Raw genomic sequence first — 22544 nt, forward strand, 5'->3', positions numbered from 1 at the left:
GACCTTAGCCAGTCACTTCGAAATTCATCACGCCAGCCTGAGGTACCAGACGCCGGCAACGCCGATCGCCATGGCCACGAGACCGGACAATCGCAACTGCTCTTCCGGAATCGTGGGCAATAAAGCCGCCAGATTTTTGACGAAAGAAGGGACTGCTGCATAGAGCAGTCCCTCAATTACCAGGAAAAAAGCGATTCCGGTGAGGAAATCGGTCATTTGCTGGCGGGTGTCGTCGTCTGGGCCGGGTTCTTCGGCAGCTCACTGTTGAAATATTGGAAGAACTCCGAATCCGGCGGCAGCACCAGAGTCGTGTTCGGTGTGCTGAACGCGTCCGCATAGGCGGTCATCGACCGGTAAAATGCGTAGAATTCCGGATCCTGGGAGAAAGCCTCGCCAAAAACCCGGTTGCGCTCGGCGTCGCCTTGGCCGCGCAGGATCTGCGCGTCCTTTTCTGCGGCGGCAATGATTTCCACCTTGCCGCGGTCGGCGACGGCCTGACGGCGTTGCGCGCCTTCATTGCCGCGGGCGCGGATCGCTTCGGCTTCGGCGAGACGCTCGGCCTTCATGCGGTCATAGGTCTGCTGCGACACTTCCTTGGTGAGGTCGGTGCGGCGGATGCGGACATCGGTGATCGTCAGGCCAAGGGACTGGGCGTCCTTGGTGATGTCGTTGCGCACTTCCTTCATCATCGAGGCGCGCTCGTTGGAAAGCGCCGCTTCGAAGCCGCGCAGACCGTAGACGCGGCGCAGCGCCGAATCGAGGCGGGTGCGCAGCCGCGATTCCGCCTGGTCGACATCGCCGCCGGCGATCTCGCGGAAGAGCCGCGGATTGGAGATCTTGTAGACCACGAAGGCGTCGACCTCGTAGAACTTGCCGCCCGAAACCTGAACGCGCATGTTGTCGAGGTCGAGCCTCAGTTCCTGGTTCGAGACGAACTGGACACGGTCGGCATCGAGGAAGGCGAAGGGCAGCTTGAAATAGACGCCCGGCTCGGTCTTGACGTCGGTGATCTGACCGAAGCGGATGACGATCGCCTGCTGGCGGGCATTGACCACGAAGAAGGACGAGAAGGCGCCGATGATCACGAGAACCATGATGACAGCGCCAATGGCGAGGCGATTGGTGTTGATCATTTCTGAGCTCCCTTGTCTTCGGGCTTGGCAGGGAGGTCGTTGAGCGGCAACAGCGGCAGCACGCCGGTGGTGCCCGGCTTGGTGTCGGTGATCACCTTCTTGGAATTCTCGAACACTTTTTCCATCGTCTCGAGATAGATCCGCTTGCGGGTGATCTCGGGCGCCTTCTTGTACTGTTCATAGACCGCGAGGAAGCGGGCCGCTTCACCTTCGGCTTCCTTGACGATCCGGTTCTTGTAGGCCGCCGCGTCTTCGCGGATCTTGGCCGCTTCACCATTGGCCTGACCGCGCACCTTGTTGGCGTACTGGTTGGCCTGCTCGATCATCTTGTCTTCGTCCTGCTCGGCGCGCTGGACTTCATCGAAGGCGCTTGAAACTTCCTTCGGCGGGGAGACGTCCTCGATCGACACGGTGTTGACGGCAATGCCGGCATGATAGTTGTCGATCGTCTTCTGGATCTGGTCTTTGACCTCCTGGGCGATCGCCTGGCGATTGTCGCGGAAAATGTCCTGCGCCGGACGGCGGCCGACGACTTCTCGCATCACCGAATCCGCCACCTGCGCCAGCGTCTTGCCGGGCTCGGCAACGTTATAGAGATAGGAGCGCGGATCGGTGACGGAGAACAGCACCGAGAACTGCACGTTGACGATATTCTGGTCGCCGGTCAGCATCAGCCCTTCGCCTTGCTCGCCGGTGCCACTGCCGATCTTGAGCTGCTGCTCGGTGACGTTGACCAGTTCGACGGTCTCGATCGGCCAGAGCATGAAGTGCAGGCCGGGACCGGCAACCTCTTCCTTCGGCCGACCGAAGACGGATTCGACACCGCGCTCGTCGGGCTGGACGGTGTAGATCGACTGCATCAGCCAGACGGCGATCACGAGGATCACGACGATGAGGCCGATGCCCCCGTTGAAACCGCCCGGCAGAATGGCCTTGAGCCGATCCTGGCTGCGGCGGATGATCTCATCGAGATCGGGGGGAGTATTGCCTCCGCGCGGCCGGTTCGGCCCCTGGTTCCAGGGGCCCTGGTTCTTGCCGCCACCGCCCCCCCAGGGGCCGCCGCCATTCTGATTGCTCCAGGGCATTCACACCTCTTCTTGACAAACCGATATCCGCCGGAAGCCCGGCGGGATTCCCGAACCCGTTATAGGTATCCGAATTGCGGGATTCAACGTGGACGCTGAGAGATCAGCCGTTTTTGATGAAAATATGTCTAACCTTGGGGACGGCGCCGCCAAGTCGTGAAGCGAGTCGGATAATCATCCTTCTCGCCCTTCGGCACGTCTTCCTGGTGCGAGATTTCCCAGACATTCCCGTCGATATCGGGAAACAGGGTATCACCTTCGACCTTTGCGGGGATGGTCGTGACATGCAGAATATCTGTGCGATCCATCGCCTGCCGGTAGATTTCGCCGCCGCCGATGACACAGACCTCGGCCACGCCAAGCATTCGCGCTTCATCCTCCGCCAGATCCAGCGCAGCGTCGAGCGAATGGGCGACCATCACGCCCTCGGCGGCAAAATCCGGATTACGGGTGATGACGATGTTCGGCCGGCCCGGCAGCGGCTTGCCGATCGACTCGAAGCATTTGCGGCCCATGACCACGGGTTTGCCGATGGTCAGCGCCTTGAACCGCTTGAGGTCGGACGACAATTTCCACGGCAGGCCATTGTCTCGTCCGATCACGTGGTTTTCCGCCATGGCGACGACTTGCGAGACGATCATTCCGCAGCTTCTTTCTTGCCGTGCAGCCCGGCGATCTCACCCGCGACCAGGTGCTGCAATGTCCAGAGATTGCGGTCGTGTATGCCGAGTTCCTCGAGATGATGCACCGTGTTGTAAAGGTATTCCGCACCCGATCCGACATGGCCGCAGGCCCGCGCCAAAATCCAGGCCACCTCCGGCAGCGGCAGTTTCGAGGCAATCCGCTGCCCTGAGGGGCCGATCCAGAAGCCAAGCGCCTCGACCGGGCCATCCGGCGTCATCATCTTGACCCAGCGCACGGCCGCCGCATTGTCGCGATAGGTCATTTCCCGCCGCAGCAATCGCTCGATCCTTTGAGCGGTATCGCCAGGCGGCATCCGATAGACGACGCCGTCACAACGTCCGCCACGCTCCAGCGCCATCATCAGCCCCGGCTGCGCGGGCGTGCCGCGCCAGGAATTGAGTTTGAGGCAAAAGGAGCGATGCCAGCCGAAGGCGGTCGCCCGCCGGCTTTCGACGAATTCGAAGGCGGGCTTCCAGATCAGCGAGCCATAGGCGAAGAGCCAGAGGTCGGCGCCCTCGTGCCGGCTGGCCAGGCGCCTGGACATATCGGCAAAATCGTCATCGGTCAGCACTTCGAACGAGGGATCGTGCGGCGTCTCGACTTCGACACGGTGGCAAAGCGCCACCATTTCCGCCGTCAACGTCATTTTCCGCACAGCCGGCATTCCGCCCGTCACCCTCTATACCGCGATCGGCGCCTTGATATTGGCATCCGCTTCATAGCCGACAAGCGCGAAATCCTCGTAGTGGAAGCCGAAAATATCCTTCACATCGGCATTGATCCGCATGACCGGCAATGTCTTCGGCTTGCGCTCAAGCTGCAACCGCGCCTGCTCGAAATGATTGGAATAGAGATGCGCGTCGCCGAGCGTCAGGATGAATTCACCTGGCTGCAGCCCGACGACCTGCGCCACCATCATGGTGAGAAGCGCGTAGGAGGCAATGTTGAAGGGAATCCCGAGAAAAATGTCCGCCGAGCGCTGGTAGAGTTGGCAGGACAGCTTGCCGCCCGCGACATAGAACTGGAACAGGCAATGGCACGGCGGCAGCGCCATCTCGTCGACCTCGGCGGGGTTCCAGGCGCTGACGATGTGCCGGCGCGACAGCGGATTGGTCTTCAGTCCCTCGATCAGGTTGGCGATCTGGTCGATATGGCGGCCATCCGGCGCAGGCCAGGAGCGCCATTGCGAACCGTAGACCGGGCCGAGATTGCCATTCTCGTCAGCCCATTCGTCCCAGATAGTGACGCCGTTCTCCTGCAGATAGCGGATATTGGTGTCGCCCTTCAGGAACCACAGGAGTTCATGGATGATTGAGCGGAGATGCAGCTTCTTGGTGGTGGTCACCGGAAAGCCGTTCGCGAGGTCGAAACGCATCTGGTAGCCGAACACCGAGCGCGTACCCGTACCCGTGCGGTCGCCGCGGTCATTGCCATGATCGAGCACATGGGAGAGCAGGTCGAGATATTGCTTCATGGTGTCCTCGTGATTCCGGAGCGCCCAATATAAGCGGTTGCGCGCTATCCTCCAAAGGAAAGGAACCATTCTCGACAGATTTATTGCCGGTCGCAGCAACCTCCCGCCTCGCCCTTTCTGACAATTCGCTGACACCAGCTCTCAGGTTCCTGTCAGCAAGTGGTGATATACTCCGCGAGGTTGTGCGGCATGGGAACGGGAGAGAGCCATGGCGAAGATCATCAAGGGAACACCGGGGCACGATGTCCTGACGGGCGGCAATAGTCCGGACATCATTCTTGGCCTCGATGGCAACGACGCGCTGTCCGGCAATGACGGCGGCGATACGCTCTCGGGCGGCAGCGGCAACGATGTCCTCAATGGCGGCGCAGGCGCCGATTTCATGGCCGGCGGCGATGGCAACGACACCTATTATGTCGATTCCCCGCACGACACCGTCTCCGAACGCAACAACCAAGGCAACGACCTGGTCTATGCGACAGTCCCCTACACACTCACCGCCCATGTGGAGCGCCTGGTGCTCGACGGCTCCGCCGACATCTACGGCACGGGAAATGAAGCCGACAACACGCTTGTCGGCAATCGCGGCGACAATATCCTCGATGGCGGCAAGGGTGCCGACCGGATGGTGGGCGGCGCCGGCGACGACACCTATTATATCAATCAAGCCGGCGACAAGGTTGTCGAAGCGTCGAACGGCGGCACGGATACGGTCATTTCGGACATCAGCTTCACGCTCGGGCACAATGTCGAAAATCTGACGCTCGCCGGCAATGACGATCTCAGCGCCACCGGCAATACGCTCAGGAACATCCTGACTGGCAATGACGGCAACAACACGCTCGATGGCGGCACCAATATCGACTGGATGCGCGGCGGGAAAGGCGACGACACCTACATGGTCGACAATTCGGCCGACAAGATCACCGAACTCGCCAATGGCGGCACCGATAGCGTCACCTCCTCCGCAAACTATGTGTTGAGCGCCAATGTCGAAAACCTGACGCTCACCGGAAACGGCGCCATCGACGGCCAGGGCAATGCGAGCGCCAACACCATCACCGGCAATGATGCGGCCAACAAGCTCTATGCCGATGACACGGTCGGCGACGGCCATGGCGGCGGCGACCAGCTGAACGGCGCCGGCGGCGATGACACCCTCTATTCCGGCGACGGCTCCAACACGCTCGACGGTGGCGACGGTACGTCCGACAGCGCCGACTATTCGCATTTCTCGACGTCGATCTCGGTGACCATGGACTCGTTCACCGCATCCGTGGTGAAGACCGGCGGCGGCACCGATAGCCTTGTCAATATCGAGAATGTCCGCGGCTCGTCCGCCGCCGATACGTTCAATGTCAGTAGTGCCGGCAGCTTTTACGGCGGCTCGGGCGACGACACGATGAGCGATAGCCTGACCGATGCCGTTGCACCCAAGCTCTACGGCGAAAGCGGCAATGACACGCTCACCCTCGTCGGCGATGGCGGCACGATGGACGGGGGCGCCAACGACGATGTGCTGATCGCCGCCGCCAGCTCGAAAAATGTCAAGATGACCGGCGGCACGGGCGCAGACCAGTTCTATATCCCTGTCCACACCAATGGCTCGGGAGGCAGCCTCGCCGACGGCACGCTCTCCGCCCCGCTGAACATCACCGATTTCGAGGATGGCGTCGACCACCTCGTCTTGCCGGCCTTTGGATCAATCCAGACCGCAACCGACTGGTTCAACCTGTTGAATTCCGCCAACGAAATCACCCAGGAAGGCAATTCGATCCATATCGATATCGACCACGGCGTGGGCGAAAGCTCGATCCGCGGTCTGACACTGGCGACCTTCAGCGCCGACGACATTCTCGTCATCTGAACCTGCCAGCAGGTAGTCGGTCACCCTGAATATGTCGATGCCCTGGCCGCGAACCAGGGCATCGGGCATTCGCGAACGTAGCGATCGACGCGGATCAGATGGTGACGAAATCGTTATAGTCGATCTTGCCGATATTGATGTGATCGATCGTCAGCGTGTCACCGCCACCGAAATTGATCACCACGTCTGCGCCGACCTGCTTGACGCTTAGCGCATCGAAGTCCGCCTGGCTTTTGACCATATCGGAATGGATGTAGTCGACATTGTCGGTGAAGCCTTGGATATGGTCCTTGCCGCCGCCATGGTTGAAGACGAAAGTGTCGAAGCCGTCGCCGCCGCGCAATGTGTCATTGCCATGGGCCCCGTCGAGCGTGTCATTCCCGGCGCCCCCGGAAAGCACGTTGTTGCCCTTGTTGCCGGTGATGACGTTGCCGTCATCATTGCCGGTGCCGTTGATGTCCTTCTTGCCGAGCAGGGTGAGATTTTCGATATTGGCGCCGAGCGTATAGGTCACGGTGCTCTCGACCGTATCGGTGCCGTGATTGGCGGTTTCGACGATCTTCTGTGCCGCATTGGAGATGATGAACGTATCGTCGCCGTCACCGCCGAAAATCTTGCCGCTGACCGTGCCATGGCGCGTATCGATCTGGTCGTCGCCGGCGCCGAGCTGTACCGCACCCTTGAGCGTGCCGGTATTGGTCAGGATGAGATTGTCCAGACCATCGGAGATCGCGATCTTGCCCGCATCTATGAGGCCCGCATTGTCGATCGTGGCTTTATCGCCATCCATGCCGCTGAGGGCGATGCCGATCTTGGCATGAATCTGGCCATGCACATCATTGACGATCAGGGTGTCGTCCGCGCCGCTGCTGATGCCTGTGTTCGTGACATCGATCGACTTTGAATTGGTGATGTCGGAACCGGCATCTTGGAACATCATGCCATTGTCGCCGGTGAGGCTGCCATTGTTCTTCACCACGGCCGAGATCGCGCCGTAGACGGCGGCATCGCCGCCCTTGACCAAGCCGTCGATGTTGATCTGGCCGCCGTTGCCTTCGTAGTAGATGCCATACGCGGCGTTGACGGCATTGATGACCGAGTCGACGCCGATATTCAGCACGGAGGTCGCGCCTTGGAAGCGGACGCCCGAGTTGGAATCGCCGGTGACATTAACGTCGCCCAGCACATTGATCGTGTTGCCGTCGCCCGATTCGAGCATGCCGGGCGAGCCTGCAACGGTGATCTTTGCGTTTTTGACCAAGGTCCAGATATCGTCGTTGGTATTGACCTGAATGGTCGTCGTCTGCTTGCCGCTGATAGTGTGGAGCATGATGGAGCCTCTGCGCTGTCCGAGATGTTTCAATTGATGTTCATCCGGGAACCGCGGCAGGTGTACCGCCCCCTATGCATCGACATAGAAGGCGGGTTTTTGGCGGTTGCGCAGTTCCCCCACGCAAGAGACGTTTCAAGCTGCGCCGAAATTCTCAGGCCGCTTTCGGCAGCGACGTCATGTCGATGACGAAGCGATATTTCACGTCGCTCTTCAGCATCCGCTCATAGGCTTCGTTGATCTTCTGGATCGGGATGATCTCGATTTCCGACAGCACGTTGTGCTCGGCGCAGAAATCCAGCATCTCCTGGGTCTCCGCAATACCGCCAATGCCGGAGCCGGCAAAGCTGCGGCGCTTGGCGAGCAGCGTGAAGGCGGCAATCGACAGCGGGTTTTCCGGCGCGCCGACCAGCACGATCGTGCCATCGCGCTTGAGAAGCCGCCCATAGGCGTCCATCGAATGATCGGCCGAGATGCAGTCTATGATCAGGTCGAGGTTGTTGGCGTTCGCCGACATGTCGTCGGTGCTCGTCGACAGGATCACCTCGTCGGCACCGAGCGCCTTGGCGTCCGCGATCTTGGACTGCGACGTGGTGATCATGGTGACATGTGCGCCCATGGCATGCGCGAGCTTGACGCCCATATGACCGAGGCCGCCGAGACCGGCAATGCCGACTTTCTTGCCGGGGCCGGCACCCCAGTGGCGCAGCGGCGAATAGGTGGTGATGCCGGCACAGAGCAGCGGTGCCGCGGCCGCCAGATCGAGGTTGTCGGGTATCCTGAGGACAAAATCCTGCTCGACGACGATATGGCTGGAATAGCCGCCTAAGGTATGGCCGAATTCCGCATCGGGACTGTTATAGGTGCCGGTATTGCCGACCTCGCAATATTGCTCGAGCCCTTCGACGCAGCTCGCGCAGCTGCGGCAGGAATCGACCATGCAGCCGACACCGACTTTGTCGCCGACCTTGTACTTGGTCACACTGCTTCCAACCTCGACGACACGGCCGACGATCTCATGGCCGGGAACGGCAGGGTAGACGGTGAAGTGCCATTCGTTGCGCGCGGTGTGCAGGTCGGAATGGCAGACGCCGCAAAAGAGGATTTCGATGCGCACATCGGTCGGCCCGGTGTCACGGCGGTGGAAGGAAAACGGCGCAAGTTGCGCGCTGGCGGCCTCGGCCGCATAGCCGGTGCAAGAGAACATGGTTAGCTCCTGACATGTCTGGTGAAAATTTGGGAGGAAGTGTTTGCGGAGACGACTATATCGCCTCCGCTTGACGTTTGTCTACCCGCCATGCCGGCATGAGGACGGTCAACCCGCCACCAACAGCCCATAAGGCCGTGTCATCGGCGGTGAAATGCGCTTGCCCCGATGTCGATGTCATTGTTGGCACCGGTAATCTTGAAGGCGTCGCCAGAATCGCTGGCGAGAGTGCCGAGCAGCGAATAGGTGTTCGCAGTGCCAAGGACATTGAGCGCCGTTCCGCTGGCGACGTGGACGGAAGACGCCTTGATGAATTCCCAGGTCTGGTTGTCGTTGGTCTGGTCGACTCCGACGGTCGTCACATCATCGAACACATGCTTTGCCATTCCGTCCTCCCTGCGGCGCGGAAACGCCTTGTAGCTTTGCTAGATACGGATTCCTACCGCGACCGCCTATATTAGCCAAGGACAAAATGCGCGTTCCCCGAGCGGGTGATGCCACTCGGGGAACGCGATATTCAGGAAGGCTTTGGGCGATGCTTCTATGCCGGAACAGAAGCCTTCAGTTCGACGAAACTTTCACCAGCACCGGATCGTCGCGATAATCTTTGGGGAACAGGTGCTTGAGATTCTCGATCTTCGGCAGGTCGTTATAGACGATATAAGGATAGGTCGGGTTCAGCGTCAGGAAGTTCTGGTGATAATCCTCGGCCGGGTAGAAGGTCTTGCCCGGCTCGACGGTGGTGGCGAGCTTGGTGCCAAACGTATTGGCCTTGTCGAGTTCGGCGATATAGGCCTTGGCGACCTTGGCCTGGTCCTCGCTCATCGGGAAGACTGTCGAGCGGTATTGCGTGCCGCCGTCCGGCCCCTGCCGGTTGAGTTCGGTCGGGTCATGGGCGACGGAGAAATAGATCTGCAGCAGATGGCCGTAGCTGATCTTCTTCGGGTCGAAGGTGACCTTGACCGACTCGGCATGCCCCGTGTCACCAGTGCCGACCACTTCATAGACCGCATCTTTCTCGGCGCCGCCGGTATAGCCGGATATCGCCTCGGTAACGCCGTTGACATGCTGGAACACGCCCTGCACGCCCCAGAAACAGCCACCGGCGAACACCGCCGTCTCCACGCTCTTGGTGGCCTTTTCGTCGACGCTCGGCGGCGGAATGGAAATGCCCTCTTCGGCAGCAGCCGTGCGGGAATAAAATGTGGCACCAGCGGCAATCAGGGCCGCGGCGAGAACGCCGCGCGAAACCCACGCGGACTTGGAAATTGTCTTGCTCATCGTTCTGTCCTTTCTGCCGGGGCTCACGAGGCCGCTGCGGCAATGAATTTCAGCGCCACGCCGTTCATGCAATAACGCAGGCCGGTCGGCTTCGGGCCGTCGTCGAAGACATGGCCGAGATGGCCTTCGCAGCGGCGGCATTCAACCTCGGTGCGGACCATGCCGAAGGAATCGTCTCCCTTATTGATCACCGCATTGTCGAGCGGCTGCCAGAAGCTCGGCCAACCGGTGCCGCTATCGAACTTGGTCTTGGACGAGAACAGCGGCAGGTTGCAGCCGGCGCAGGCGAACGTGCCGGTCCGGTGCTCATCGAGCAGCGGGCTGGTGAACGGCCGCTCGGTGCCGGCATGCCGGAGCACCTCGTACTGGTCCGGGGTGAGCAGCTTCTGCCATTCCGCATCGCTATGCGTGACCTTGTCGCTATCGGCGGCGAGCGCATTGTCGACCGCGGCAAACAGCATCGACGGAAACGCACCGGCCACGGCGAGCGCCGTACCGGTCTTGAGAATGTGTCTGCGTGTGAACATGGTGTTTCCTCCATTCATGGAACATCACACCAATTACGCAGTTGGTCATTCCATAGTTACAGGCCCGCTGTAAAATCACTTGCATTTGATCGGGTGTGAAGTCGCAGGCTTTCCGCCATCTGGCGCCAGGGCAGCGGGCTCCAGGCGCCACTTGCGGCACCCGAGGTCGACGGCAGAACCCAGATTGCCGTCTGATCGATCGCCGGCTGTGGGCCATAGTCGATCGCGGTGCGGCCATAAAACATCTGCGCTGCCTTCTTGCCGTTGAAGGCAAGCGCCACGGGCCGGAACTGCGCAATCACGCCACGCAGCCGCGCAGCATCGAAGGCATGCGCCGGCAGGTCGGCATCGCTGCCGAAATGCGCCTTCGCCATATCGGTAAAGCCGATGCCGTAGCGGCCGATCTCGCGCCAGTCGAGCGGCGCGAGCCGCTCCGGCGTCAGGCCGATCTCATGCATGATACGCCAGAACTTGTTGCCCGGCCCTGCATAATAAGACTTGAGCTCGGCTGAGCGCTTCCCGGCGGCGGTGCCGCAGATCACCAGCTTGAGACCCGGACGCAGCAGATCTTCGAGGATATCGCTATTCATATATGCCGACATCCCCTCGCCCGGCATTGGCCCCGACACCGCGCCATGCTATCGCTCCAATCACAACCCGAGGAGACTATTCATGAAAATCAGCGCCCGCAACCGCCTCAAGGGCCGCATCGTCGAAGTGACGCTCGGCGCCACCACCGCCCATGTCCGCATCGATGTCGGCGGCTCGATCGTCACCGCCTCGATCACCAACGAGGCTGTCGACGAGCTCGGCCTCGCCGTCGGCCATGAAGCCTACGCTGTCGTCAAAGCCTCCGACGTCATGGTCGCCGTCGACGATTAGACCTTTGTTTGCGCAGGTCTCTATCCCGAAGCCGGCAACCGTTTTCGGGAGACATGCGCCTTATGCCTTCTGGCAATAAGGCGCCGTTTCAGTCTGGAAATCGTCCGGCTGCGGCGGCGCGATCGGTTTGAACAGCGTTCGGTCCGGTTTGAGGTCGAGGAGCGGCGAGCCATCGAGGCAATCCATGCCGCGGACAAACAGACGATTGCCCTCAACGCGTTCCAGAAGCACGATCGACGTGCCGATCGGATTGGGCCTGACCGGCGAGCGCAGCGAAAACGTGCCGCGCACTTCGCCATTGCTGGCAGGGCTCTGCAACACGAGATCGCGCCGCGACCGGTCGAACCAATAGAGCACTTCCAGCCGCTCGAACGCTTCAACGCCCCGGAGCGCCGCCACCCAGGGCTCGAAGATTTCGATCGTGCAGAGCGGCCCGTCGTGCCGGCCCTGGCGCGGCGTCTCCATCCGCGACGTCCACGGCGTCAGGATACGGCCGATGAAGGTCAGGCCGGCATCCTGGGCTTCGGGCGGCGTCACCGCCACTTCATTCATCCGCAGTTCGTTTTCACGGACCATTAAATTCCCTTCCGCTCACGGCTCAATGCTGCTGCAGGCTGGTGTCCTGGAACATCTCGTCGATCTGCTCGTCGATCAGGTCGACCTGGTAGAACTCGTTGTAGAACTGGCGCAGTTTCGGCAGGATATCGCTATCGAACTTTTTCGGATAGAGCACGGCTTCCAACCACAGAATGCCCATCATCCGGTTGACGCCCGGCGGCCCGTCCAGCCAGCCATAGGGCGCCGACGGCACGATATAGACGCGCTTGTCCTTGACCGCCTTGATCCCCGCCCAGGCCGGATCCTTGGCCACCGAGGCAAAAAAGGCCGGGTCTTCAGCGATGATGATATCCGGGTTCCAGTCGACCACCTGCTTGACGGTGACATCGACGAGACCGTCCTCGCCTGCCTTGGCCGCCACGTTGACGGCGCCGACCGCGTCGATGAATTCGGTGTTGATCGAACCTTCCGGCCCGGTCTGCAGGCCATTCTTGCCACGGCCGTAATAGATACGCGCCCTATCTTTCAGCGGCAGCTTGGCGAATGTCGACGCAACCTCGTCCATCTCGTCCTTGACGGCGCCGGCCAGGCTGTCCTGGCGCATGTTGAGGCCAAGCAGGTCGCCGACCTGCTGCAGCGCTTTGCCGGTATTGGCGAGCCGGCCATCGATCAAGATATAGGGGATGCCGATCTCCTTCTGCATCTTGTCGGCAAGCGCCTTGTATTTTGGATTGACGTCGCCGACATCGATGATCAGGTCCGGCTTGGCCTTCTTGATCGCGGCAATCGCGGCATCGGCGTCCTTGCCGGTCAGCCGGCCCAGCACAGGCAGGCCGGTCGCCGAATCCGGCATGAAATCCTTTTGCTTGTCGGTCTTCGGACTGACCCAGCCCACCAGCTTGTCCGGCGCCAGCACGAAAAGCAGCGCCTCGGCCGGCGGCCCGGCGGCGGCCACCTTGTTGATCGTGTCAGGCACGGTGACCACCCTGCCGGCGGCGTCGGTGAACTTCGCGGCATCCGCCACGCCATGAGCGAAAAGAGCAATGAAAAGGGCTGACCAGATTAGGTTTCTCGGCATTCGATACACTCCCGAAGGCGACGAATTGGCAATACCGGGAGGACTTATAACCACGGCCTGCAACAGTTTCGAGGGAAAATCTGTCGCGGCCAATTTTCAAAAAAACGCCAATATTTTGTATAAACGGCGCCTATTTTCCGACTCCGGCAATGGACGGCCGCTCAATATCGTGTTCGGTCCATCACTCGTCAAACGGTTGCGGCATATGGAACCCCTCGGGCAATGGCCCGAAGGATTGCGGTTCCTCGGCAGGCCGCTTCGTCGCTTCCCGTTTGACAGCGCACCCAGCCAACACGGCTTTCAAGGCAAGCGGCTTGTAATTCTTGAGCAGCGGATCGGGCTCCGGCTCGCGGTCAGGAGATTTCATCATCTTGCTCTCGTTTGCGTCATGCGGCCGCGCGATCCTGCCGCGCGGCCGGCCTGATCTCAGCCGATCGTCATCAGGCTTGCATTGCCGCCGGCAGCAGCGGTGTTGATGGAGGTCGACACTTCCTCCAAGAGCCAGTTCAGGCAATAGGCCTCCTGATCGCTGGCAAGCTCTTCCGATGTGGCCGACTGTACCAGGACGAGCGGCCCCTTGAGCGTCGCGATCCGCTTGTTCACCGCAGCCACGCGGCTGGCGTCACCTTCGACCAGAGCGCCCGAGAATGGACCATCCGCATCCCAGTCGGATGTCCACGAAATCCGCGCCGACACCGATGCCGGAAGCCCAGCCAAGACGCTTTCGAGGTTCGCGGCGCGGTCGATCACGATCTCGTTTCCGGTCGCCAGCGCCGCCGCCACCTGGCGGAACAGGCCTTCGGCAGTCGCCGGGACCAGCAGGATGCGGCCGCGGGGATGCAGCGCATAGAGATTGCGCTCGCCCACCGGTCCATCCAGTTCCCGTTCGAGGCCGAGCGCTGACGTGCCGGCAAAATCGCGGGCTGCCTGTGCCGCAGCATTATGGCCCCTGCGGCCGAGCCAGGTCGCGAACTCGCGCACCGCCGGGTCGGTATGGACAGAACTATGCTGCGGCGGCACCGGTGCGCGCTGCACAAGGCGGCCGACATAGAGCGGCCCGCCCGCCTTCGGTCCGGTGCCGGACAGTCCGCGACCACCGAACGGCTGCACGCCGACCACCGCGCCGATGATGTTGCGGTTGACATAGAGATTGCCGGCCTTCACCCGTCCGGTCACATGCTCGATGGTTTCATCGAGGCGCGTGTGCAGGCCGAAGGTCAGGCCGTAGCCCGAATTGTTGATGTCATCGATCAGCCGGTCGAGATCGTCGCGACGGTAGCGGATGACATGCAGGACCGGGCCGAACACTTCGCGCGTCAAATCCGACATCTGCTTGAGTTCAACAATCGTCGGCGGCACGAACGTGCCGAGCTTGGCGCTATCAGGCAGCGGCAGTTGCTCCACCTTGCAGCCGAGCGCGCGCATCCGCTCGATATGCTTGTCGATCTCGGACTGGGCGGGTTCGTTGATCACCGGGCCGATATCGATGTTGAGACGGTCCGTGCGGCCGATGGTCAATTCCTTGAGCGCCCCCTTGAGCATGGCCAGCGTCCGGTCGGCAATGTCTTCCTGCAGGCAGAGCACGCGCAGCGCCGAGCAGCGCTGTCCGGCGCTGTCGAAAGCCGAGGCGATGACGTCGAACACGACCTGTTCGGCCAGCGCCGAGGAGTCGACGATCATGCCATTCTGGCCGCCGGTCTCGGCGATCAGCGGAATGGGCTTGCCGGCCGGAGACAGGCGCTCGCTGAGCTGCGCCTGGATCTGCCGCGCGACTTCAGTCGATCCGGTGAACATGACGCCCGCGGTCTCGGGCGCGGCGACAAGCGCCGCACCGACACGGCCGCTGCCCGGCACGAATTGCAGTGCCGCGCGCGGAACGCCCGCCTCATGCAGGATCCTGACGCTCTCATAGGCGATGATCGGCGTGACGCCCGCGGGCTTGGCCATCACCGAATTGCCCGCGACAAGGGCGGCGGCGACCTGGCCGGTAAAAATCGCCAGCGGGAAATTCCATGGGCTGATGCACAGCACTGCGCCGAGCGGCGCATGCGACACCCCGAGCGTCTTGCGCGCCTGCAGCGCATAATAGCGGAGGAAATCGATCGCCTCGCGCACTTCGCCGATCGCGTTCTGCGCGGATTTGCCGGCTTCGCGCATTGCAATCGCCATCAGAGTTTCGAGGCGCTCCTGCATCAGGTCGGCGGCGCGTTCGAGACAGGCGGCCCGTTCGGACGGCGGTTTTGCGGACCATTCGGCAACACCCTGAGCCGCCATGCGGGCGATCCGTGCGGCGTCATCAAGGCGAACCTCGGTCACCGAACCGACAGTGTCGCCATGATCGGCCGGGTTCAGGATCGGTCTTGTGTCGCCATCCTCATTGCCGTCGGCAAGCAGCGGCTTGGCATGCCAGTTCTGCGATAGCGTCGCTTCGAGATTGCCGGCAAGTTCCTTCAAGGTCGTTTCGTTGGAAAGATCGAGACCTCTGGAGTTCAGCCGTTCCCGGCCATAGAGTGCGGCGGGAAGCGCGATCTGGTCGTGCGGCATGCCGACGATCGGCATGGCCCGGACCACATCGCCCGGATCGGCGACGAGATCGTCGACCGACACATTGGGGTCGGAGATGCGATTGACGAAGGACGAATTCGCCCCGTTCTCCAGAAGGCGCCGGACGAGATAGGCGAGCAGCGTCTCGTGCGTGCCGACGGGTGCATAGATGCGGCAGGGACGATCGAGCTTATCCTTGCCTACGACTTCGTCATAGAGCGGCTCGCCCATGCCGTGCAGACATTGGAACTCGTATTTGCCGACCTRGAAATCGCTTCCCGCCAGATGGTAGATGGCCGCCAGCGTCTGGGCGTTGTGGGTGGCGAATTGCGGAAACACCGCGTCCGGAGCTGCCAGGAGCTTGCGAGCACAGGCGATATAGGCGACATCGGTGTGAATCTTGCGGGTGTAGACCGGGAAGCCTTCGAGGCCATCGAGCTGGGCACGCTTGATCTCGGCGTCCCAATAGGCACCCTTCACCAGGCGCACCATGATGCGGCGGCCTGAACGGCGGGCGAGATCGATGATGTAATCGAGCACAAAGGGGCAGCGCTTGCCATAGGCCTGGACAACGAAACCGAGGCCATTCCAGCCTTCCAGGTCCTTGTCGAGGCTGAGCTCCTCGAGCAGGTCGAGCGAAAGCTCCAGCCTGTCGGCCTCCTCGGCGTCGATATTGAGGCCGATATCGTATTTCTTGGACAGCAGAGCGAGTTGCTTAACCCGTGGCAGCAGTTCGCCCATCACCCGGTCGGCCTGGGCGCGGCTGTAGCGCGGATGCAGCGCCGAGAGCTTGATCGAGATGCCGGGGCCTTCATAGACGCCGCGTCCGTTCGATGCCTTGCCGATGGCGTTGATGGCGTTTTCATAGTCGCGCAGGTAGCGCTGAGCGTCCGCCGCCGTGGTCGCCGCCTCGCCTAGCATGTCGTAGGAATAGCGGAAACCGCGCGCTTCGAGCGATCTGGAGCGCTTGAGCGCCTCCTCGATCGTCTCGCCGGTGACGAACTGCTCGCCCATCATGCGCATGGCCATATCGACACCGCGCCGGATCACCGGTTCGCCGGCGCGCGCGATCAGCCTGGTTAGAGCGGCGCCGAGGCTGCGGTCGCTGACGGTCGACGTCAGCTTGCCGGTCACCACGAGGCCCCAGGTCGCAGCGTTGACGAACATGGATTTCGTGCCCCCGAGATGCGACCGCCAGTCGCCTTCCGAAATCTTGTCGCGGATCAGTGCGTCACGGGTTTCGTCGTCGGGGATGCGCAGCAGCGCCTCGGCAAGGCACATCAGCGCCACGCCTTCCTGGCTCGACAGAGAATATTCATGCACGAGGCCCTCGACGCCCGTGCCCTTGTGCTTGGCACGCAATGTCTCGATCAGGATACGGGCCGTATTGGCCACGTCAGCTTTCATCTTTTCCGGCAGTCTGGCGGCTTCGACCAGGGGCGGCAGGGCCTCCGGCTCCGGCCGGCGATAGGCGGCGGTGATTGCTTGCCTGAGCGGCGATTGGGCATGGATCGGCGGCGCAAAATCAGCAAACGGCTGGCCGGCCTCGGTGTCTTCGTTCATCTTCAATGAGGTCGGCATGGTCATACCTTTCGTGTGAAATCAGATGCCGAAGGCTTTGTCAGCCTCGGCGATGCTTTTGGGCGCCGTGCGGCAGGCAAGTGTTCGAAAATCGGTGATCTCTTAATGCCACAGGCACCGTCGCCATGGCTCTCCGCGCCCTCGAAGCCGAGCACGCTTTCGGTCGCAAGCGGGTGTTTTTTCACCGCATCCACGTCAAGACCATCCCTGTTGCAGATGTATCCATTGCACTCGACGATTGGGATCACCTTAACACGATCACCTGCTGCGGTATTCACGGGATTGGGCCTCTTGGAAACGTGAAATGAGGATATCACATTCGCGAAATCCGGACAGACTTGATTTGGTAGAAAATTGGTCTATTTGATTTTAAATCTCGGCAAAAGGAGAGCGAAATGGCCTACGATTCGACAAAGAATAGTGAAATTGACCATTTCGATCGGAAAATCCTCGAAGCGCTCTCGGAAGATGGCCGCATGTCGGTCACCGAATTGGCAGCGAAGGTCGGCCTGTCCAAAACACCTTGCCAGCTTCGGCTGAAACGCCTGACCTCCGACGGTTACATCGAGGGCTTCAGGGCAGTGATCAATCCCTCGAAGCTCGACCTCGAACATATTGCCTTTGCCGAGGTGAAGCTGTCGAACACTCAGGAAGACGCTCTTCGCGCCTTCAACGCGGCGGTCAAGAAGATCAAGGAAGTCGAAGAGTGCCACATGATCGCCGGCCGGTTCGATTACCTGCTCAAAATCAGGACGAAGGACATCCGCCGCTATCGCCAGGTCCTCGGCGAACGCATCTCCAACCTGCCCTACGTGTCGAGCACCTCGACCAATGTCGCGATGGAGACCGTCAAGGAAGCGTGGAGCGGCGCGGCGGCAGGCATCTGGTAGGGCGGCCCACCGAGCAACGCACCACATGGCATGGTTAATGCCGACGTTAATTCAAATGCCCTCGCGCGAAACTCATTAGACGCTTGAAAAGCTGCCGAAAATCCTTACATTGGTGTGGCTCCGCAAGGAGTCTATGGCGCTAAACCTCTTGTGCAATAGGTGTACAGGACGCGGCTTCGRAGCCGCCGCCTCCACCAAGAACCATCGGTTGACGATGGCTGTTGATGGGGGCGAAATGGGATCGACTGGCATTGAAAGACATGAGCTGTGCTCGGCATGATACCACCGTTATCGGGTCAAAAATGTAGTTGCAAACGACAACTATGCTGAAGYTCGTCTCGCTGCTTAATCGCAGTGCGACACTTCAAATCAAGCCCTTGCGGGTAGCACCGTAAGGCGGGGTTCGAAGGCACCTGGCAACAGAAGCCTTCACTTCCACCCCATTTTCGACACGCCCGTCTGATTTTCTGCCAAGCAGGTTCCGGAAAAGTGTCCCACGGTTTTCCGACCAGAACCTGCGACAAAACAAAGGACTAAGCGGATGAATCCTCGGCTTGCCAACGAAAGTCTGGTTAGCCGCCGAAAAACGAAAAGCTTTGCCAATTCAGCGAAAAATGGCATAGTCGGGGAAAAGAGTAAGTGAACACAGGAATCAACATGGGGCAGGATCACATCCGCTACGACATTCTGGCACAGGACGCGCTTCGCGGCGTGATCCGCAAAGTTCTGTCGGAAGTGGCGGCAACGGGTAGCCTGCCGGGCGACCATCATTTCTTCATCACTTTCCTCACCCAGGCGCCTGGCGTCCGCATCTCCCAGCACCTCAAGGCCAAATATCCGGAGCAGATGACGATCGTCGTCCAGCACCAGTTCTGGGAGCTCAAGATCCAGGAGACCTATTTCGAGATCGGCCTCTCCTTCTCCGACAAGCCGGAAAAGCTGACCGTTCCGTTCAGCGCGGTCCGCGGCTTCTATGACCCCTCCGTGAATTTTGAACTGGAATTCGACGTCGCCACGGCCGAGGAGGAGGACCAGGGCGCCGAGATCACCGCCATTCCCATCTCGACCGGCGACGAGGCGACGACCGACAAAGAAGAGCGCAAGGAAGGCGAGGCCAAGCCCGCCGGCTCGGTCGTGTCCCTCGACGCCTTCCGCAAAAAGAATTGACCGGAGAGCGGAACATGGGCGACGTCATCAACCTCCGCCAGTTCCGCAAGAAAAAAGAGCGTGCCGAAAAGCAGAAAGCGGCCGAGCAAAACCGCATCTCCTTCGGCCGCACCAAGACCGACAAGAACCTGACGCAAGCCCGCAACGAAAAGGCCGAAAAGCAGCTCGACCAGAGCAAGCTGGATAAGCCGGAACCGCCGAAGAAGCCGAAATAACGCTGGTGGTTCAGGGGTTTATGGGGTTTTTTGGATTCGGGTTCGTGACTGACTGAAACATTTTCTCAGGGCGCCAGGTGTTCAGAGCGGTCTTGGTCGCGAGTGTTGGCGCTTGCAGCTTGTTTCAGCGTCAAATGCTGATCGTCTCCGCTTGCTAACAGTTATCACTACATGTCATAAGGGCATGAGGAGCAAATGACATGGCAAGCAGCGCAAATCTAGGCGATAAACTTGAAGCCTACGTAGATGACTTGGTGAAGACAGGCCGCTACAATTCGCGCAGCGAAGTGCTGCGCGAGGGGGTGCGCCTGGTTGAAGAACGCGAAAAACGCTTGGCTGCTCTAGATGCGGCGATTGCGCGGGGCCTAGCCGACGCCGGACGGGGCAAACCCGTTGACCAAGTGGAGCGCGAACTGGTCGCCAAATTTGAACGCATGGCGGAAGAACGCGGCCTGTGATTGTCATTATCACCGACGAGGCCCAAGCCGACCTCCTCAGGATTGGCGAATATGTCGCAATGGATAACCCTCGCCGCTCCGTGACCTTCGCGCAGGAGTTGCTTGGCCGTTGCCGCGCCCTGGCCGAAATGTCCCGCGCCTACCCTTTGGTCCCGCGCTACGAGCATATCCGCGTCCGCCGCCGCCCCTATGGTGATTATCTTATTTTTTTGTCGTGTCGGCCCCGACATCGTGGACGTGCTTCATGTTCTCCACGGTGCCCAGAACTACGAGGCAATTCTGTTTCCCGAAGAGTAGGCCGGTCAAGTGCATCCCCGAGCAGCACTTGGTCAATCTTTATCGCAGCCAGTAACCCAAGAGCGTTCGAAGCCCTATTTCTCGCCGCGCCAATCAGAAGCCTTCCTTGGCTAGCTTCTTCGCCTTGGCATCGAGCGCCGCATCCAATTCGCTCTCACTGACATCGCCACCAGCCGCAATCGACGCGTTGAGGGTTTCGCGTAGCGCGGCCAACCTGCTCACCCGCCTTAACCCCATCACCCGCCCCACATATTTCGGCTTCGGCAAAACCTGATGCTCCCGCAGCATCGCCTGCACCGCCGCCCCGATCTCCACCGGAAACGCCACCACTTTCGGCCCCTCCAGATCCACATGCAGATAGATGCTCTCCGACGTCGCGGCCAGCCAGCCTTCGCGGTGATGGAGTTCCTGGTAGACGTGCATCCGCTTCGCATCGGCGTCGAGCAATTGGAACGTGGCGCGCACCACGGCGTCCGGCTTCAGTTCGCGCAGATAGGTGACATGCGTCTCGGCATTCATCAGCGTCCGGTCCGTCGTCCGGCGATAGGCTTCGCCGAGGGCCAGCAGTTCCACCGCCGTCTCCGCCGACCGATCGAACAGCACATTGTAATAAGCCATATTGAGATGGTCGTTGTAATCGATCCATTGCGGCTCGATCCGCATTTCGGGTGCGAAGATCGGCGTGCCGAATTTCTTGGAATCGTTGGGCAAGGCGGCTCTCAAGGCTGGACTTTGGCAAGTGCTTGGCACATTACTCGGGCGATTTCCAAACACAAGGTATTGGAATCGCTCCCGGTCTCGACGCACGGTTACTCCCATGGGCATTTCTCATATCCATCCCGGCCTTCGTAACGACGAAGGCATTGACGCCATGGCTGCCGCCCTTGCGGCACGCTTCGGCAACCGTTTCCAGACCGGTGAGGCGATCCGCGCCCAGCATGCCCACACCACCACCTGGGTGCCGGCGCAATTGCCCGACGGCGTGGTCTTCGTCGAGAGCGCTGGGGATGTACAGGCCGTCGTCCGGCTGGCCTCCGAGCACACGGTTCCACTGATCCCGTTCGGCACCGGCTCGTCGCTGGAAGGTCAGGTGAATGCTCCATCCGGTGGCTTCTCGCTGGATTTCTCGGGCATGAACAAGGTGCTCGAGGTCAATCCGGATGATCTCGACTGCACCGTCGAGCCCGGCATCACCCGCGAAGAACTCAACACCTATCTGCGCGACACCGGCCTGTTCTTCCCGATCGATCCCGGCGCCAATGCCTCGATCGGCGGCATGGCCTCGACGCGCGCCTCCGGCACCAATGCGGTGCGCTACGGCACGATGAAGGACAATGTGCTGGCGCTGACCGCCGTCATGGCCAATGGCGAGGAAATCCGCACCGCCCGCCGGGCGCGAAAATCTTCGGCCGGCTACGATCTCACCCGGCTTCTCGTCGGGGCCGAGGGTACGCTCGGCGTGCTGACCTCGGTGACGCTGCGCCTGCAGGGCATTCCGGAAGAAATCGCCGGCGGCTATTGCAACTTTCCGAGCCTCAGGCAGGCTTGCGAAACCGTGATCATGACCATCCAGCTCGGCATTCCCGTGGCGCGCATCGAACTGATGAACGCCGACCAAGTGCGGGCCTCCAACGCCTATTCCGGCCTCAGCCTGCCGGAAATGCCGTCGCTGTTTCTCGAATTCCACGGCTCGCCGGCCTCGGTGGCGCTGCAGTCGGAAGCGTTTCGCGACGTGGCACGTGAAAACGGTGCCGACGATTTCGTCTGGACCCGCGACAGCGCCGAACGCGCCAAGATCTGGAAGGCCCGGCATGATGTCTATTGGTCGGCCAAGGCGCTGAAACCCGGCTGGTCGGCGATCGCCACCGATGTTTGCCTGCCGATCTCGCGGCTCGCCGAATGCGTCACCGAAACCGAGGACGATATCCGCGCGCACGGCCTGATCGGCCCGATCGTCGGACATGCCGGCGACGGCAATTTCCACGTCTCGCTGGTCATCGACGATAAGGACCCGGCCGAGATCACCAAGGCCGAAGCCTTCATCGACCGTCTCAGCGCGCGGGCGCTCGCCATGGACGGCACCTGCACCGGCGAGCACGGCATCGGCCAGGGCAAGCAGGAATTCCTCAAGGCCGAACTCGGCGCCTCGGTCGATATCATGCGCAAGATCAAGCGCTCGCTCGACCCAAAGAACATCTTCAATCCGGGAAAAATTTTCGCCCTGGATTGAAAACTTCACCGCCGAATCTTCGTTCTGGATTAATGTCGCGCCGCCGCTTTCACGCT

The 22544-nt window shown here is 60.9% G+C and carries 26 protein-coding genes and 1 other RNA gene; 11 read left to right on the forward strand and 16 right to left on the reverse strand.

Annotated elements, in window-relative coordinates; translation table 11 throughout:
- Positions 1–27 precede the first annotated feature (27 nt).
- The 6 genes from AC1D06_RS16540 to AC1D06_RS16565 all read right to left on the reverse strand — a co-directional run bounded on the left by AC1D06_RS16540 (position 28) and on the right by AC1D06_RS16565 (position 4376).
- On the reverse strand, positions 28–216 hold the full coding sequence (locus tag AC1D06_RS16540) for a DUF2065 domain-containing protein (RefSeq protein ID WP_477876846.1): 189 nt from the start codon (positions 214–216) through the stop codon (positions 28–30).
- The gene (gene hflC, locus AC1D06_RS16545) at positions 213–1133 is read right to left on the reverse strand and encodes a protease modulator HflC (protein ID WP_477876845.1); all 921 of its coding nucleotides are present in this window, start codon (positions 1131–1133) and stop codon (positions 213–215) included. The genes AC1D06_RS16540 and hflC overlap by 4 nt, the downstream gene beginning before the upstream one ends.
- Positions 1130–2218 carry an FtsH protease activity modulator HflK gene (gene hflK, locus AC1D06_RS16550; RefSeq protein ID WP_477876844.1) on the reverse strand — a complete coding sequence of 363 codons (1089 nt, stop codon included), beginning with the start codon at positions 2216–2218 and terminating at the stop codon, positions 1130–1132. The genes hflC and hflK overlap by 4 nt, the downstream gene beginning before the upstream one ends.
- A 128-nt stretch (positions 2219–2346) precedes the next feature.
- Entirely contained in the window at positions 2347–2859 is a 513-nt protein-coding gene (locus AC1D06_RS16555; RefSeq protein WP_477876843.1) for a dihydrofolate reductase, read from the reverse strand.
- Complete coding sequence (locus tag AC1D06_RS16560) at positions 2856–3548, reverse strand: gamma-glutamylcyclotransferase (RefSeq protein WP_477987111.1); 693 nt, start codon at positions 3546–3548, stop codon at positions 2856–2858. The genes AC1D06_RS16555 and AC1D06_RS16560 overlap by 4 nt, the downstream gene beginning before the upstream one ends.
- Before the next feature lie 33 nt (positions 3549–3581).
- Positions 3582–4376, reverse strand: coding sequence for a thymidylate synthase (locus AC1D06_RS16565; RefSeq protein ID WP_477987058.1), 795 nt, complete (start codon positions 4374–4376; stop codon positions 3582–3584).
- 208 nt (positions 4377–4584) lie between these two features.
- Here AC1D06_RS16565 and AC1D06_RS16570 point away from each other — a divergent pair, with 208 nt between their 5' ends.
- Positions 4585–6243 (forward strand): calcium-binding protein, encoded by a 1659-nt coding sequence (locus tag AC1D06_RS16570; protein WP_477987060.1) that lies wholly within the window; start codon positions 4585–4587, stop codon positions 6241–6243.
- 94 nt (positions 6244–6337) lie between these two features.
- Here the strand turns inward: AC1D06_RS16570 and AC1D06_RS16575 are convergent, their stop codons facing one another.
- The 6 genes from AC1D06_RS16575 to AC1D06_RS16600 form a co-directional block, all read right to left on the reverse strand.
- Complete coding sequence (locus tag AC1D06_RS16575) at positions 6338–7573, reverse strand: calcium-binding protein (protein WP_477987061.1); 1236 nt, start codon at positions 7571–7573, stop codon at positions 6338–6340.
- A 154-nt stretch (positions 7574–7727) separates the two neighbouring features.
- A complete protein-coding gene (locus tag AC1D06_RS16580; RefSeq protein ID WP_477876839.1) occupies positions 7728–8780 on the reverse strand; it encodes an NAD(P)-dependent alcohol dehydrogenase in 1053 nt (350 codons plus the stop codon).
- 140 nt (positions 8781–8920) lie between these two features.
- Entirely contained in the window at positions 8921–9166 is a 246-nt protein-coding gene (locus AC1D06_RS16585) for a hypothetical protein (RefSeq protein ID WP_477987063.1), read from the reverse strand.
- Between the two features lie 175 nt (positions 9167–9341).
- A complete protein-coding gene (msrA, locus tag AC1D06_RS16590; RefSeq protein WP_477987064.1) occupies positions 9342–10061 on the reverse strand; it encodes a peptide-methionine (S)-S-oxide reductase MsrA in 720 nt (239 codons plus the stop codon).
- A gap of 23 nt (positions 10062–10084) precedes the next feature.
- The gene (msrB, locus tag AC1D06_RS16595; RefSeq protein WP_477987066.1) at positions 10085–10588 is read right to left on the reverse strand and encodes a peptide-methionine (R)-S-oxide reductase MsrB; all 504 of its coding nucleotides are present in this window, start codon (positions 10586–10588) and stop codon (positions 10085–10087) included.
- A 56-nt stretch (positions 10589–10644) separates the two neighbouring features.
- Entirely contained in the window at positions 10645–11178 is a 534-nt protein-coding gene (locus AC1D06_RS16600; RefSeq protein WP_477987067.1) for a mismatch-specific DNA-glycosylase, read from the reverse strand.
- Between the two features lie 82 nt (positions 11179–11260).
- Between AC1D06_RS16600 and AC1D06_RS16605 the strand changes: the two genes are divergently transcribed.
- Entirely contained in the window at positions 11261–11470 is a 210-nt protein-coding gene (locus AC1D06_RS16605) for a TOBE domain-containing protein (RefSeq protein WP_477876834.1), read from the forward strand.
- Positions 11471–11530: 60 nt separating this feature from the next.
- On the opposite strand, the gene tsaA is transcribed toward AC1D06_RS16605, so the two are convergent.
- Entirely contained in the window at positions 11531–12046 is a 516-nt protein-coding gene (gene tsaA, locus AC1D06_RS16610) for a tRNA (N6-threonylcarbamoyladenosine(37)-N6)-methyltransferase TrmO (RefSeq protein ID WP_477987068.1), read from the reverse strand.
- Between the two features lie 22 nt (positions 12047–12068).
- Positions 12069–13106, reverse strand: a complete 1038-nt coding sequence (locus tag AC1D06_RS16615; RefSeq protein ID WP_477987069.1) for an ABC transporter substrate-binding protein — start codon at positions 13104–13106, stop codon at positions 12069–12071.
- Here AC1D06_RS16615 and AC1D06_RS16620 point away from each other — a divergent pair.
- Positions 13072–13530: a hypothetical protein gene (locus AC1D06_RS16620; RefSeq protein ID WP_477987070.1), complete on the forward strand. Its 459-nt coding sequence runs from the start codon at positions 13072–13074 to the stop codon at positions 13528–13530. The genes AC1D06_RS16615 and AC1D06_RS16620 overlap by 35 nt on opposite strands.
- Before the next feature lie 2 nt (positions 13531–13532).
- Here AC1D06_RS16620 and putA read toward each other — a convergent pair whose 3' ends face one another.
- A complete protein-coding gene (putA, locus tag AC1D06_RS16625; RefSeq protein ID WP_477987071.1) occupies positions 13533–17231 on the reverse strand; it encodes a trifunctional transcriptional regulator/proline dehydrogenase/L-glutamate gamma-semialdehyde dehydrogenase in 3699 nt (1232 codons plus the stop codon).
- Between the two features lie 125 nt (positions 17232–17356).
- Here putA and AC1D06_RS16630 point away from each other — a divergent pair, with 125 nt between their 5' ends.
- From AC1D06_RS16630 to AC1D06_RS16660, 7 genes are all read left to right on the forward strand, one after another.
- The gene (locus AC1D06_RS16630) at positions 17357–17539 is read left to right on the forward strand and encodes a hypothetical protein (RefSeq protein ID WP_477987072.1); all 183 of its coding nucleotides are present in this window, start codon (positions 17357–17359) and stop codon (positions 17537–17539) included.
- Between the two features lie 87 nt (positions 17540–17626).
- On the forward strand, positions 17627–18121 hold the full coding sequence (locus AC1D06_RS16635) for an Lrp/AsnC family transcriptional regulator (protein WP_477876829.1): 495 nt from the start codon (positions 17627–17629) through the stop codon (positions 18119–18121).
- 79 nt (positions 18122–18200) lie between these two features.
- Positions 18201–18555, forward strand: a transfer-messenger RNA (tmRNA) gene (gene ssrA, locus AC1D06_RS16640).
- A gap of 223 nt (positions 18556–18778) precedes the next feature.
- A complete protein-coding gene (locus AC1D06_RS16645; RefSeq protein ID WP_477876904.1) occupies positions 18779–19288 on the forward strand; it encodes an SspB family protein in 510 nt (169 codons plus the stop codon).
- Positions 19289–19302: 14 nt separating this feature from the next.
- Positions 19303–19503 (forward strand): DUF4169 family protein, encoded by a 201-nt coding sequence (locus AC1D06_RS16650; RefSeq protein WP_477876828.1) that lies wholly within the window; start codon positions 19303–19305, stop codon positions 19501–19503.
- A gap of 200 nt (positions 19504–19703) precedes the next feature.
- Positions 19704–19961: a type II toxin-antitoxin system ParD family antitoxin gene (locus tag AC1D06_RS16655; RefSeq protein ID WP_477987074.1), complete on the forward strand. Its 258-nt coding sequence runs from the start codon at positions 19704–19706 to the stop codon at positions 19959–19961.
- 59 nt (positions 19962–20020) lie between these two features.
- Positions 20021–20419, forward strand: a complete 399-nt coding sequence (locus tag AC1D06_RS16660) for a type II toxin-antitoxin system RelE/ParE family toxin (protein WP_477987112.1) — start codon at positions 20021–20023, stop codon at positions 20417–20419.
- Here AC1D06_RS16660 and AC1D06_RS16665 read toward each other — a convergent pair.
- Positions 20352–20969 (reverse strand): thioesterase family protein, encoded by a 618-nt coding sequence (locus AC1D06_RS16665; protein ID WP_477987076.1) that lies wholly within the window; start codon positions 20967–20969, stop codon positions 20352–20354. The genes AC1D06_RS16660 and AC1D06_RS16665 overlap by 68 nt on opposite strands.
- Positions 20970–21075: 106 nt before the next feature.
- Here AC1D06_RS16665 and AC1D06_RS16670 point away from each other — a divergent pair, with 106 nt between their 5' ends.
- Complete coding sequence (locus AC1D06_RS16670) at positions 21076–22488, forward strand: FAD-binding oxidoreductase (protein WP_477987077.1); 1413 nt, start codon at positions 21076–21078, stop codon at positions 22486–22488.
- Positions 22489–22544: the final 56 nt, after the last annotated feature.

This window comes from Rhizobium sp. P2_G2 (genome assembly GCF_056403555.1).

Excerpts from the sequence above, each read along its gene's own strand:
- AC1D06_RS16635 (WP_477876829.1), top strand. The coding sequence starts at position 17,627 with ATGGCCTACGATTCGACAAAGAATAGTGAAATTGACCATTTCGATCGG.
- tsaA (WP_477987068.1), bottom strand. The coding sequence starts at position 12,046 with ATGGTCCGTGAAAACGAACTGCGGATGAATGAAGTGGCGGTGACGCCG.
- hflC (WP_477876845.1), bottom strand. The coding sequence starts at position 1,133 with ATGATCAACACCAATCGCCTCGCCATTGGCGCTGTCATCATGGTTCTC.
- AC1D06_RS16620 (WP_477987070.1), top strand. The coding sequence starts at position 13,072 with ATGAAAAGGGCTGACCAGATTAGGTTTCTCGGCATTCGATACACTCCC.
- AC1D06_RS16570 (WP_477987060.1), top strand. The coding sequence starts at position 4,585 with ATGGCGAAGATCATCAAGGGAACACCGGGGCACGATGTCCTGACGGGC.
- AC1D06_RS16585 (WP_477987063.1), bottom strand. The coding sequence starts at position 9,166 with ATGGCAAAGCATGTGTTCGATGATGTGACGACCGTCGGAGTCGACCAG.
- AC1D06_RS16650 (WP_477876828.1), top strand. The coding sequence starts at position 19,303 with ATGGGCGACGTCATCAACCTCCGCCAGTTCCGCAAGAAAAAAGAGCGT.
- msrA (WP_477987064.1), bottom strand. The coding sequence starts at position 10,061 with ATGAGCAAGACAATTTCCAAGTCCGCGTGGGTTTCGCGCGGCGTTCTC.
- AC1D06_RS16540 (WP_477876846.1), bottom strand. The coding sequence starts at position 216 with ATGACCGATTTCCTCACCGGAATCGCTTTTTTCCTGGTAATTGAGGGA.
- AC1D06_RS16630 (WP_477987072.1), top strand. The coding sequence starts at position 17,357 with ATGGCTCTCCGCGCCCTCGAAGCCGAGCACGCTTTCGGTCGCAAGCGG.
- AC1D06_RS16645 (WP_477876904.1), top strand. The coding sequence starts at position 18,779 with ATGGGGCAGGATCACATCCGCTACGACATTCTGGCACAGGACGCGCTT.
- AC1D06_RS16615 (WP_477987069.1), bottom strand. The coding sequence starts at position 13,106 with ATGCCGAGAAACCTAATCTGGTCAGCCCTTTTCATTGCTCTTTTCGCT.
- msrB (WP_477987066.1), bottom strand. The coding sequence starts at position 10,588 with ATGTTCACACGCAGACACATTCTCAAGACCGGTACGGCGCTCGCCGTG.
- AC1D06_RS16670 (WP_477987077.1), top strand. The coding sequence starts at position 21,076 with ATGGGCATTTCTCATATCCATCCCGGCCTTCGTAACGACGAAGGCATT.
- AC1D06_RS16555 (WP_477876843.1), bottom strand. The coding sequence starts at position 2,859 with ATGATCGTCTCGCAAGTCGTCGCCATGGCGGAAAACCACGTGATCGGA.
- AC1D06_RS16600 (WP_477987067.1), bottom strand. The coding sequence starts at position 11,178 with ATGAATAGCGATATCCTCGAAGATCTGCTGCGTCCGGGTCTCAAGCTG.
- AC1D06_RS16605 (WP_477876834.1), top strand. The coding sequence starts at position 11,261 with ATGAAAATCAGCGCCCGCAACCGCCTCAAGGGCCGCATCGTCGAAGTG.
- hflK (WP_477876844.1), bottom strand. The coding sequence starts at position 2,218 with ATGCCCTGGAGCAATCAGAATGGCGGCGGCCCCTGGGGGGGCGGTGGC.
- AC1D06_RS16660 (WP_477987112.1), top strand. The coding sequence starts at position 20,021 with ATGGATAACCCTCGCCGCTCCGTGACCTTCGCGCAGGAGTTGCTTGGC.
- AC1D06_RS16655 (WP_477987074.1), top strand. The coding sequence starts at position 19,704 with ATGGCAAGCAGCGCAAATCTAGGCGATAAACTTGAAGCCTACGTAGAT.
- AC1D06_RS16560 (WP_477987111.1), bottom strand. The coding sequence starts at position 3,548 with ATGACGTTGACGGCGGAAATGGTGGCGCTTTGCCACCGTGTCGAAGTC.
- AC1D06_RS16580 (WP_477876839.1), bottom strand. The coding sequence starts at position 8,780 with ATGTTCTCTTGCACCGGCTATGCGGCCGAGGCCGCCAGCGCGCAACTT.
- AC1D06_RS16575 (WP_477987061.1), bottom strand. The coding sequence starts at position 7,573 with ATGCTCCACACTATCAGCGGCAAGCAGACGACGACCATTCAGGTCAAT.
- AC1D06_RS16565 (WP_477987058.1), bottom strand. The coding sequence starts at position 4,376 with ATGAAGCAATATCTCGACCTGCTCTCCCATGTGCTCGATCATGGCAAT.